A 12902-nucleotide genomic window follows, 5' to 3' on the forward strand; every position below is an offset into this window, starting at 1 on the left:
TAACCCTATGTCCCGACCTCTCCTGATTGACTCGCTCGGCGCAACGATTGTAGTATTCCTGCTCTGCTGGGTGCTGAAAAAAGTGGTGTTCAACATTGGCTTTATGGACCCGGTGCATAGCGCCATGCATCATGTTGAGCAGGAATTTGATCGCCATGTTCATGGCCTTACCCGGTCCAGTGCCGGGTTATCTCCCTCGATATGCCTGATCAACATCGGCGACGCCGACCGGCCCCGCATTGCTCAGATCCTGAATACGGTTGCCCGCTACCAGCCCCGTGTCGTTGGGGTCGATATTCTGTTCGACAGGAAAAACGCCCCGGTCGATACGAGCCTTCGCCTTGCCCTGAGCCGACTCAATGCCCAGACTAAATTAGTGATGGTCTCGTCGCTTTCCATAACCGGCCACAAAGGGCACGAACACATTGACCAGCACCTGTCGGATGCACCCTATCGCTTTGGGCCGGCGGGTTATACCAACTTTGTCAGCGATGAGGTCGTTCAGCACCACATGCCGACGATGACGTTGCCAGAAGGCAAATCCGGTTCCGGCGATGAAATCCTATCCTTTGCGGCACAGGTCATTGCAACAGGAATGCCCACGGCCTGGGAGCGGTATCAGACCCGCCATGCCGGTATTTGGACCCATACATCGGAACGCATCCTGTATCAGGCAGATACCAGTTCATTCATCTATTTTACTGAAAATGAAGTATTTACCAATAGAAATCGGTTAGATAGCTTACGCGGCAAGATTGTGCTGCTGGGGTCAATGACCGATTGTGACGACTGGCATAAGGTGCCGCTCGGCGACGATGTGCGCCTGAGCGGTCTGGCTATTCACGCGCACATCGTCGCCCTGATGCTGGGGGGTGTTTATCCCCGGCATGTTCCCCACTGGTTGCTGTGGGGGCTGTCGTTTCTGCTGTGCTGGGGGCTGATGACTTTTTTTGCCTGGCGATTTCATGACTACCACACCTCATTTCACCTCGTCTTTAAAACCGTTCAGTTTCTGACGGCAGCTCTGATTGTTCTGGTTGCCTTACTGCTGTTTCGGTCGGCCCGGCTGGAGGTAGACACGCTGCCGCTGCTGGTGCCCATTGCGCTGGCCGTTGATGTGCTGTATTTCTACGAGCCGTTTGCCAAATGGCTGAGTAAAAAGCGATTCGCGAAACGGCTTCATTATAAAACCTATTTCACGGATACTCATGCTCATTAACTTTCTTTTTGGGCTTGGCTGTCTAATCAGCCTCTTTCCGGCGTTAGTCCGGGCGCAAACCCAAACCCAACCGGCTTCTGTTACGGCTATCTACGCCGACGGGCCGGTATGGTATCGACCCTCGGCGAAAACGCCCTGGAAGCCCATCAACTTCGGCAATCTACCCATGATGCTGTCTCCCACCGGCGAGGTAAAACTCACTAAACAGGCCGTACTGGTGCTGGGTTCATCGACCCCCAAACCGGTTACGCTTTGGGATACGGCGGGGATAGTCCGGCTGAACATGCTTTCAGCTATTCGTACCGATGATGCCTCGACCGTTCTGGCCGATTATTTCCGGTATCTGTGGTATAACCTGTCGCACCGCCACGAAACCATCGACTCGTATGCCCAGGGGTACATGAAGCGCAAGGGTGTGGTGAGTCGGGACGGGGGCTGCCCTCCTCCCCTGATGCGAATGCCCGATTATGGGGCGGCCATTGCGTCGGACACGGCGATACGATTTACCTGGAAACCAGAGCCGGGGACCACACGCTATACGGTTGCTGTCTATGACCATTTTGCTGCCAGCGCCAACACGCTCTACACCACTCAAACAACCGACACAACCCTTAATTTCACGCTCGACAAGCCTTTTCTTGAGAAAGAAGTGACGTATTACTGGTCGGCATTTCCAACCGAAAAGCCAAACTGTACCCGCTATACGTTTACGTTGGTTAAAGCCGAAACCTACCAGCAACTCGACGCCCGAATCGCGGCTCTGCAACCCCGGTTTTCGTCGCCCGCGATGGCTGCATTCCTGAAAGCGGCTCTCTACGAAGCGAATCACTACTACCCCGAAGCCTACCGCTCCTATTTTCAGGCGCACCGCTTAGCCCCGGCCAATAGGCTCTATCGCGACGGCTATGCGCTATTTCTGGCCCGGCGGGGGCTGACAACCGAAGCCAACCGGCTACACCCGAATCCACGTTAAGCACACGCTTCATTCACCGGCCTTTATCTAAATTCTCTGAGGTATTAACGCCCTGCGCCGGGAACCTTGTGGGCTTATACAGTTCAGTACAAAAAAAGCGTAGTATTATGAGTACTAAAAATGAAGATTTGCATGGGAACGCGCCCGATAAGTCGTCGGTAGCGTTGCTGATTATCGACATGATTAATGACCTGGAGTTTCCGGGTGGCGACGAGTTGCTCGAACCAGCCCGCGCAGCCGCCGATACGATTGCCAGGCTCAAACAACGGGCCAAAACCCACAACATCCCCGTTATTTATGTCAATGACAACTTTGGTCGCTGGCGGTCGAATTTCACCGACGTCGTTGACCACGTACTGACCGACGGGGTCCGGGGGCAGTCTCTGGCAAACGTTCTCAAGCCCAGCCCTGACGATTATTTTGTGCTTAAACCCAAGAACTCCGGATTTTACGAAACTACACTGGATGTACTGCTCACCTATCTGGGTGTGAAGCACCTGATTCTGACGGGCCTCAGCACCGACTCCTGCGTACTTTTTACGGCCAACGATGCTTACCTGCGCGATTTGAGCCTGACAATTCCCTCCGACTGCGTGGCGGGCATTAAAGCGACCCATTCACACGACGCCCTGGCCTACATGAAGCGGGTACTCAAAGCCGATATATCCCCATCGACACAGCTTGATCTGATAACCCTTCGTGAGGAACTGGCCGATGCAGGTTAGTACTTCACAAAAGAGATTCTGCGGATTCTGTAGCTTCTATTGGCCTGATTGTCAGCTACAATAGTCTCACAGCATCGATAGCCATTAAAGTGGACGAGGACTGGTTAGCAACGTCTGCTTATCTTTGACGTGTTACTTAATCTCCCCTCCTGCTCATGAAACAGCTCTGTCTGTTATTCGTTCTCACGTGTCTGTCAGCGTCGGCGATAAAAGCCGCACCGGGCGATGTTCATATCGCGATTGAAACCCGCCAGACGGCCTTAGTCATTCGGGTCGGTAAGGACTCAATACCCACCCTGGTGCATTTGGGGCCGCGTCTTCGCCGGGCGGCTGACTATGAAATCATTCCGGGCAATGGCAAGCGGGGCGAAGATTATACCGGCATCTACAATTCGGTCTATACACCCGCTGGCAGCCGTAATCTGCTGGAACCGGCCATCCGGGTAACTCACGCCGACGGAAATCCGTCGCTCAATTTGACGTATGTTCGGCACGAAAGCCAGTCGGTGGCCGAGGGTGTAGCGCTAACCAAAGTCTATTTAAAAGACCCGCAGTATCCATTTGAGGTGACGCTGTACTACAAAGCCTATCAGAATGAGGATGTTATTGAACAATGGACAGCCATCCGGCATACAGAGAAGAAACCGGTTGTGCTGCACAACTACGCATCGGCCAATCTGTATATTCCGGCTCAGCAGTACTACCTGACGCATTTTCATGGCGACTGGGCCAGCGAAATGAACCCGACCGAAATTCCGCTGACCGAAGGCATCAAGATACTGGATTCCAAGCTGGGCACGCGGGCCGATTTGTTTCAGCCGCCTTCGTTTTTAGTGTCGCTCAACCAACCCGCCGACGAAGACCGGGGCGACGTGCTTGCCGGAACGCTGGCCTGGTCGGGCAATTATCAACTGGCCTTTGAAGTCGACCCGCTGCATAACCTCCGGCTGCTGGCGGGCATCAACCCCTACGCGTCGGCCTACACCCTGGCCCCAAACAAGGAGTTTACCACACCCGCTTTTCTGTTCACCTATTCAACCCAGGGCAAAGGTGGAGCCAGCCGGAGTTTGCACCGCTGGGCGCGTAAACACCGGATTCCGCAGGGCGAGGGCAACCGGCTAACGCTGCTAAACAACTGGGAAGCCACTTATTTCGATTTCAATGAAGAAAAACTAACGACCCTGTTTGCAGATGGCAAAAAACTTGGCGTCGATTTGTTTCTCTTAGACGATGGCTGGTTTGGCAATAAGTACCCGCGCAACAACGACCGCGCGGGCTTGGGCGACTGGCAGGAAAACGTCAAAAAGCTGCCGCACGGCTTAGGCTATCTGGTAAATGAAGCCGAACGCGCGGGCGTAAAGTTCGGCATCTGGCTGGAACCCGAAATGGTCAGCCCGAAAAGCGAACTCTACGAAAAGCATCCCGACTGGGTTATTAAACTACCAAACCGTCAGGAATATTATTACCGGAATCAGTTGGTGCTCGACCTCTCGAATCCAAAGGTTCAGGACTTTGTGTATGACATAGTCAATGGTATCCTGACCAAAAACCCAACGCTGGGCTACATCAAATGGGATTGCAATGCGGTCATTTACAATGCCTACTCGGCCACGATTCAGAACCAGTCGCACCTCTACGTCGAGTATGTGCAGGGCTTGTATAAAGTCCTGGAACGACTGCGGGCCAAATACCCAACCCTGCCCATGATGCTCTGCTCCGGGGGCGGGGGCCGCGTCGACTACGGAGCCCTGCGCTACTTTACCGAATACTGGCCCAGCGACAATACCGACGGGCTGGAGCGGGTATTTATTCAGTGGAATTATTCGTATTTCTTTCCGGCCATCGCCACCTGCAACCACGTAACCGACTGGGGCAAACAGCCCATCAAGTTCCGCACCGACGTAGCGATGATGGGCAAAATCGGGTACGACATTGTGGTCAGCAAACTGACTGAACCCGAATTGCAATTCAGCCAGCAGGCGCTGAAAACTTATGAACGAATCAAGAACGTCATCTGGCAGGGCGACCTGTTCCGGCTGGCATCGCCCTACACCAATGATGTAGCCTCCGCGATGTACGTCAATGATGGGCAGAATCGGGCGGTTTGGTTTACGTACCTGGTAACGAATCGCTACAAGGCGGGAAGTATGGCCCCGATTAAACTCAAGGGGCTAAATCCTGACAAAAACTACACCATTCAGGAACTGAACGTCTACCCCGGCGCCCGGTCAGGAATCAACGCCAATTCAACAACCTATTCGGGCAACTACCTGATGACCATTGGGTTTAATCCGCAGGTCGATGCCCGCCGAACCAGCGTTGTGCTGGAACTAACGGAAGCGAAGTAAGTCAGCAGGGCAAAAACAAATCAGATTGTTTTAACCGAACGGCTTATTTCGTTCGGGAGGTCGTTGTTTTCCGGCCCGGCGATGGACTTTGGTAACTAATCTTGAAAAGCGTTCCGTTCAGGTCGTCGGTTACATACAACGACCCGTCCGGTCCCTGCGCCAGGCCGCAGGGGCGATGCTGCACGGGTCCGGTCGGTTTTACCAAATCGGTACCCGCGAAATTGTCGGCAAAGATTTCCCAGGGGCCGGATGGTTTGCCGTTTTTAAAGGGAACAAACCCAATCATATACCCTTTGTGCAATTCCTGCGACTGCCCGTGGAAAGCAATAAAGGCCCCGTTTCGGTATTTGGCCGGGAACGCTGCTCCGGTATAAAACAGCAGGCCATTGGGTCCTAAATGCGCCGGAAAAGCCGCCAGCGGAGTTATCGTTTTTGCCGTACCCGTTTTTTTGCCATCGCCCCCGTATTCCGGCGCCAGGATTTTCTTTTTCTGAAACTGGTCGTAATACACATACGGCCAACCGGCATCATCGCCCTGATGCAGTTCATACATGGTTTCGGCGGGCAGTTCGGCGCTTTGTTTAGGCGTGTAATACTGGGGGTAAAAATCGTCGAACTTACCCCGGCCATGCTGCATTACAAACAGCGAGTTGGTTTGACTATTCCAATCCAGCCCGACAACATTTTTCAGGCCCGTGGCAAACCGAACCCCATTGGCATAGGTCTGGTTCAGCCCATCGGCTTTAAACCGCCAGATGCCAGCCGCCGAATCCAGCAGCGGGCACGGCATTAGTCCTTTGCCGGTTCCTTTTTCCCGGCACGCATCGTTGTCCGACGCAACATTGACGTAGATATTTCCCTGATTATCAACGGCAATCGACTTCGATTTATCGCGCTCCTTTTCCCGCAATCCCGACACCAGCGTTTCGGGCTGGTCAGGACTGATGACCTCGTGTTTGTCGTTCAGCTTGTAGCGATAAACACTGCTGTTCGATGAGGTATACAAATACCCATCCCGAATGAAAATTCCCGTGCCGGGATAATCGCCGAAGCCCACCTGTTCATCGGCCACTCCATCGTTGTTAGTGTCGCGCAGGCGATAAATGCCTTTGCCATCCTTGAGTTTGGCGAGTTTCACGTATACATCGCCGGTTTTGCTGATGGCAATGTGCCGGGCAGGTCCCAAATCCTGGGCCACGATGGTCGCCGAAAAGCCCGCCGGGAGTTTTACCTCCACCGGAGTAATTGCCGGAATGATCGCCTTTTTTACGACGCGTACCGGTGGCGGGGGAAACCCTGCGGCAGGGTGGCCCTGTACATGAGTTCCTGAAAACAGGGCGGTGACGGCGCTTAGGCTGGCGACTGCTAAAAAAAATGGGTGCATGAGTTGAGGGAGAGCGGACAAATTATTTTCCAGATTGTTTTACGGGTTGTGTCATTGCGGTTTCTTTCGGCTGAAATCCTATCCACTCCAGGGCGAGCAGGTTTTTACCATCGGGTTTCATAAACACGAAATATAAATCGTGCCGCCCCCCCGGAGTCTGAATCGGGGCGCTCACGTCGGCAAATTTTCTCCGGTCACCCGTTGCGGTCGTATTGGCGGTGCTGATCACAGGTCCCGTTGGTGAATCGGTATGCACCTCGATGGTGGCGTTCTGATCGAGCGACGCATAATGATACGTTACCTGGTCGATGCCTTTCAAATCAATCGACTTCAGCACGAAATACGATTGGTGGTTAATGTTGCCCAGGCGTCGGCCCTGTTTTGCCATATCGTGCAGGGAGTCCGCTTCGGCGCCCAGCACTTTGGTCGGGCGCAGCACCAGCACATCGCTTTTAGTCAGGGCCAGTTTAGGCTGTGGCGCACCCACACTGCCTTTATCGGTATAGGAAGCCGTCAGAATATACCGGCTTTGTTCCTGATTTCCGACATGTTCTTTCAGGACGACACTACCCTGCTGCGGGAGCCGGTTTTCGGCAGCCTGGCCACCAACGGCAAGAATGTATTTAACCATCTCGGTCGTTTCCTCCCGCGATAGCTGCGGGTGGGCGCTCATGGCATGTTCGCCCCAGACGCCCCCGCCCCCAATGATGATTTTGTTGGCTAATTTGGCCGTTGCGGTTTTGTCGTCGCGGTATTTTTTAGCCACATCCGTAAACGACGGCCCAACCGACTTGGCCGCCAACTGATGGCACGCTTTGCAGTCGCTGCCCGCAATCAGCGATTTACCCAGATTATAGGATGCCGAAATTTGCTGGTGGCCTATCTGCTGGTCGTTACCGGCCACTTTCGGAATGTATGTCAGCACCACATTCACCTTTTTCTTATCGACGGGCTTGTCTTCTTTATCGCTCACGGCCACCGAATACCGGAACGGCGTTTGATTGGGAAAGAAGAACGTGCCGTTATCCGTCGTGGAAATAGCCACTTGTGGCATGGTGTTGCCTACTTTAATGGTCAGCGTATCGGTGCTGGATTTTCCGGCGGGGTCGGTCACAGTAAGCCGTGCTTTGTAAATGCCATTTTTGCGGAAGGTGTAGGTCGGGCTGGCCTGTGTCGAAGCCACCGTGTTGCCCTCAAACCGCCACTGGTAGCGCAACTGGTCTTTGTCGTAATCGTAACTCGTGCTGGTAAAAGCCACCGACAGTGGAGCCAGCCCGATGGTGTCCTTCGCCGTAATGGCTGCGACGGGGGCACGGTTGCCGGGGTTGAAGTCAACTCGCACTAAGCGGGCATCTTCGTTGTCGATGCCATACACCGACCCGTATTCGAGCATATACATTGAGCCTTCCGGCCCGATTTCCATATCCACTGGTCGCCGAAAATCGCCCCGCGCGGGCATAAACCGCTCCAGAAGCTGAAAATTCTGCTGCTCGTCTAAGCGCACGGCAAAGACCCAGTTCCGCATCCAGTCGTACATGAACAGCGCCTTATCATAGTAGGCGGGCAGTTTTGTTTTGGATTGGAGAGCCGCATCGAAATGGTAGACCGGCCCGCCCATCGCACACCGCCCGCCAACGCCGAGTTCAGGAAATTCGTCTGACTTATTGTAGGGATACCAGACCATTGCCTTCGTGGTAGGCGGCAATTGTTTGGCGCCCGTGTTGTTGGGTGAGTTATTGACCGGGGCATTCGGGTCGAACAGCGGCCCGACGGCTTTGGTGGCAAAATCGTACTGATGGTAGGGTTTGCTGTTGCCCACGAAATAGGGCCAGCCATAGTTTCCCGCTTTTTTGGCCTGGTTGAATTCATCGTAGCCACGCGGTCCCTGCTCCCCGTCGGTGCCGGAGTCAGGGCCGATTTCGCCCCAGTACACAATCGACGTGGCCGGATCGACCGAAATGCGGTATGGATTCCGGCAGCCCATCACGTAGATTTCGGGCCGGGTGGCGGGGGTCCCTTTCGGGAACAGATTGCCTTCGGGAATGGTGTAGGAACCATCGGCTTCGACGTGAATACGAAGAATTTTGCCCCGCAAATCATTGGGATTTCCCGCCGAACGCTGGGCATCGAAGGTAAGCCGCCCGTCGCGCTGGTCGATGGGTGCAAACCCGCTCGACTCAAACGGAACCGTATTGTCGCCGGTCGAAATAAACAGGTTGCCGTGCCTATCCCAGGTCATCGAGCCGCCCGTGTGGGCGCTCACTTCGAGGTCAATCGGAAATTCGATGATGGGTTTTTCGCTGGCTAAATCCAGGGTGTTGTCGTCACGAACGATAAAGCGGGCAATTCGCTGTTTGGTTTGCTGGCTGTCCTGTATGGTATAGAAAAAATACAGGTAATGATTCTTACTGAAATTCGGGTCGATGGTCATGCCCAGCAGCCCGTTCAGGTATTTTTCGACCGCTTTCACCGGAAAATCGTGCAGCAGCCGGGTTTTCTTCTGAACGGGATCGTACATGTAGAATTTACCGCCCCGTTCCACAAAAAACACGCGCCCATCGGGGGCTACGGCCAGTTCCATGGGTTCGTTGAGGTCATTCGACAGCACCGTCTTGGTAAACCGGTTCTCTTCGGGCCGTTTGGTCGTATCAACAACCGACACCACACCCGATTGGGGCTTTGGTTTATGATTTTCTACGGCCCAGCTATTCAACAGGCCAGCAAGCCCCAGCACGGCGCCACCCAGCGATAGATTTGTAAATAGGGAGTTCATTGATTTTGCAGTAGGTTAATTCGATACCAGTCGAGGTCAACGCCTTTCTGGTAATCAAAGCATCCGGGAGCGTCCATCTACCGTTAAAAGACAAACGTGGCTTGCGAAAACACAAGTCACGTTTGTCTCAAATCATTTGATTTTCTGTTGACCCATACCGTTCTCAACGGCCTGCTCACTGAAGCGGCTTCACGGTGTATCCTTTCTTACGCAGCAAGTTTATAACGCCTTTTTCGTTGCCCAGGTGGCCCGCGCCAAAGGCAAAAAACGTCGGTTTTTCTTTGGCCGCTTTCTCAATGACCGGAATCCAGTTTACATTGCGTTCGGAAAGTAAACTTTCCTCAAACTGCGTGAAATCGCCCCCGCTGAACTGGCTGGATTTCATAGTGTTCATTAGTTTAGCCAGATCGTGGCTTTTGTAAATGGCAACCATTTCGGCAAATTCTTTCTTTGCTTCGTCTGGTTTTTTAGCCATATCGACCAGCCCTTTTAGCTGCTCTTCCATCGGAATCTTGTCTAAAGCGGCCAATTCGGCCTCAATCGTTTCCAGCCCCAGCACTTCTTTTTTATCGGTTGCCGCCATCTGAGCAAAGGTCATGTCGTAGGAAGCAGGCTGGCAGGGCAGCATGGTCATGTACATCATCGACATCAGGCCAATGGGTTTAAGCATCCCAACCTGCGCCAGACCCATATTCATTTTCTGCTTCAGGTAGTTGTCTAAAACGCTGTAGTCGTCTGGTTTGAGGAGGTCTTTCACCGTTTTTCCGTCAGGCATCATCATGGCTTTCTGCATACTACCCATCATGGCCGGGTCGTCTAAATCAATTTCCAGATACACCTGCTGTGCATCGCTAACGGCCTTTTTGATGGCATCCGTAATTTGCAGGTCGGCTGGGCAAACCAGGTGAAACGTGCCGTAGAGATACGAGGGTTTAGTTATTCCGGGACCCGTCATTTCATACAGCAACGCCTTGTCCTGCGCCTGAACGGTTGTCGTCAGCGAACCGGCCACTACGAGTCCGGCAAGGGCGATCCGGGAAGCAAGTCTTCGTTTGTTGTTCATAGTCTTTCGTTTGGCAATCTGAATACAAAGCTACGGGTTGTGCTGGTCTGGCATCAAAAAAAGGGACAATGAATCGTTTGCCGGGACGAACGGCGACCCTCCGCTGATGAAACGGCATTGCCCTTCGCTTCGTACCTTTGAACCAACTTTTTCGGCGCAGGCCCTATCTGCTTATGACTACTCAACAACCTAAACTCAGCCCCTCGCACCCGCAACCGTTCACGCATAAAATTCGCCTTGTCACGGCGGCATCGCTATTCGACGGCCACGATGCGGCTATCAACCTCATGCGTCGGCTTATGCAGGCGTCGGGCGCCGAAGTGATTCACCTCGGCCATAACCGCTCGGTAGCCGAGATTGTCGATTGCGCCATTCAGGAAGACGTGCAGGGTATTGCCGTAACCAGCTATCAGGGCGGGCATCTGGAATTTTTTAAGTACATGCATGACCTGCTGAACGAACGCGGAGCCGGTCATATCAAACTCTTTGGCGGAGGTGGTGGCACCATTCTCCCGGCTGAAATTGCGGAACTGCACGCCTATGGCATCACGCGCATCTACTCCCCCGACGATGGCCGGGCAATGGGGCTGCAAGGCATGATTGACGATCTGCTGCGGCAGTGCGATTTTGAGTTGCCACCCGTAGAGACGCGACCCTTCGCGTCTCCTTTGCGTCGGCAAATACCATCCGGTCAGGAGACGCGAAGGGTCGCGTCTCTACATCAGACCATCGCCCGCCTGATTACCACCGCCGAAAACCACCCGGATGCATATCAAACCGATAAGGTCTCAAAGACCCTGCCGGTTTCAACGCCCGTGCTCGGCATTACCGGCACCGGGGGCGCGGGAAAATCTTCCTTAGTCGATGAACTGGTGTTGCGGTTTTTACGAGCATTTCCCGATAAAACGCTGGCGATTATCTCAGTCGATCCATCGAAACGCAAAACGGGTGGTGCCTTGCTTGGCGACCGTATCCGCATGAACGCCATCACGCCCTCCGCCGGTTCGCCGGTTCGTGTCTATATGCGCTCACTGGCAACGCGACAGTCGAACCTGGCTCTGAGCCGGCATGTGCAGGATGCGATTGACGTGTGCAAAGCCGCTCAGTTTGACCTGATTATCGTGGAAACATCAGGCATTGGGCAGTCGGATACGGAAATTACGGAGCATTCCGACAAGGCGTTATATGTGATGACCGCCGACTATGGCGCAGCAACGCAGTTGGAAAAAATCGACATGCTCGATTTTGCCGACGTCATCGCCATCAATAAATTTGACAAACGCGGTTCATTAGATGCCCTGCGTGATGTCAGAAAACAGTACCGGCGCAATCATAATTTATGGGAGGTGCCGGACGACGAACTGCCCATTGTCGGCACCATTGCGTCGCAGTTCAACGATGCGGGCATGAATGCGCTGTTTGAGCGACTGATGGTGGATTTGGGAGTTGGGCGGGGAGCATGGAGCACGGAGCAACACCCCGCCCCGCGCTCCCCGCTCCGTGCTCCCCAGGCCATTATCCCCCCCGACCGGGTGCGGTATCTGGCCGAAATTGTAGAGGAAAGTCGGCGCTATGCTGCGTTTGTGAACGAACAAACTACGCTGGCCCGACAACTGTATCAGGTTGATGGGGTGATGAAGATTCTGGGAAATACCCCCCGGCCCCCTGAAGGGGAAGTTGCCGACGCCGGAGGCTCCCCCTTCAGGGGGCCGGGGGGTGAAGTCCAGGCTTTATACACCGACCTCGAAACCCGGCTTCACCCCGACTGCCGCACGCTGCTAAACCAGTGGCCTCACATGCAGGAACGCTACACGGCGGAATTTTATGAGTTTAAAGTCCGGGACAAAATCATCCGGCAGGCGTTGTATTCCGAAACACTGTCGCACCTGAAAATTCCGAAGGTTAGTCTGCCCAAATACCACGACTGGGGTGATGTGCTGCGCTGGCTGCTGACGGAAAACGTGCCGGGCGAATTTCCCTATACGGCGGGCGTATTCCCGCTCAAACGCGAGGGCGAAGACCCAACGCGGATGTTTGCGGGCGAGGGCGGGCCGGAGCGCACCAACCGCCGGTTCCATTATGTCTCGAAAGGCCTGCCCGCCAAACGACTCTCAACGGCCTTCGATTCGGTAACTCTGTACGGCGAAGACCCTGCCCTGCGGCCCGATATTTTTGGTAAGGTTGGCAATTCGGGCGTGAGTATCTGTACCCTCGACGATGCCAAGAAACTCTACTCGGGCTTCGACCTCTGCGACCCGGCAACGTCGGTGTCGATGACCATCAACGGCCCCGCACCCATGCTGCTGGCCTTTTTTCTGAACGCAGCCATCGACCAGCAGTGTGAGAAATGGCTACGCCAGCAGGGAGCAGGGAGCGGGGGGCCGGGGGTTGCTGACGCACGAGGGCTGACGCCGGTC

Annotated in this window: 8 protein-coding genes; 5 read left to right on the forward strand and 3 right to left on the reverse strand. The window is 54.2% G+C overall.

Annotation, left to right across the window (positions count from 1 at the left end):
- The first annotated feature begins 7 nt into the window (after positions 1-7).
- From ACYVI1_RS00930 to ACYVI1_RS00945, 4 genes are all read left to right on the forward strand, one after another.
- Positions 8-1219, forward strand: a complete 1212-nt coding sequence (locus tag ACYVI1_RS00930) for a CHASE2 domain-containing protein (protein ID WP_460905641.1) — start codon at positions 8-10, stop codon at positions 1217-1219.
- Positions 1209-2192, forward strand: a complete 984-nt coding sequence (locus ACYVI1_RS00935; protein ID WP_460905644.1) for a tetratricopeptide repeat protein — start codon at positions 1209-1211, stop codon at positions 2190-2192. Before ACYVI1_RS00930 ends, ACYVI1_RS00935 begins: the two co-directional genes overlap by 11 nt.
- Positions 2193-2299: 107 nt before the next feature.
- On the forward strand, positions 2300-2917 hold the full coding sequence (locus ACYVI1_RS00940; RefSeq protein WP_460905646.1) for a cysteine hydrolase family protein: 618 nt from the start codon (positions 2300-2302) through the stop codon (positions 2915-2917).
- Between the two features lie 155 nt (positions 2918-3072).
- The gene (locus ACYVI1_RS00945) at positions 3073-5265 is read left to right on the forward strand and encodes an alpha-galactosidase (RefSeq protein ID WP_460905649.1); all 2193 of its coding nucleotides are present in this window, start codon (positions 3073-3075) and stop codon (positions 5263-5265) included.
- 43 nt (positions 5266-5308) lie between these two features.
- Here ACYVI1_RS00945 and ACYVI1_RS00950 read toward each other — a convergent pair whose 3' ends face one another.
- From ACYVI1_RS00950 to ACYVI1_RS00960, 3 genes are all read right to left on the reverse strand, one after another.
- A complete protein-coding gene (locus ACYVI1_RS00950) occupies positions 5309-6649 on the reverse strand; it encodes a PQQ-dependent sugar dehydrogenase (RefSeq protein WP_460905652.1) in 1341 nt (446 codons plus the stop codon).
- 22 nt (positions 6650-6671) lie between these two features.
- Positions 6672-9422, reverse strand: a complete 2751-nt coding sequence (locus ACYVI1_RS00955) for a PQQ-dependent sugar dehydrogenase (protein WP_460905655.1) — start codon at positions 9420-9422, stop codon at positions 6672-6674.
- Between the two features lie 175 nt (positions 9423-9597).
- A complete protein-coding gene (locus ACYVI1_RS00960; RefSeq protein ID WP_460905658.1) occupies positions 9598-10485 on the reverse strand; it encodes a TraB/GumN family protein in 888 nt (295 codons plus the stop codon).
- A 173-nt stretch (positions 10486-10658) separates the two neighbouring features.
- Between ACYVI1_RS00960 and ACYVI1_RS00965 the strand changes: the two genes are divergently transcribed.
- Positions 10659-12902 (forward strand): methylmalonyl-CoA mutase family protein (locus ACYVI1_RS00965; RefSeq protein WP_460905660.1); only part of this gene is annotated, 2244 nt, incomplete at its 3' end.

It is taken from the genome of Spirosoma areae (assembly GCF_054781775.1).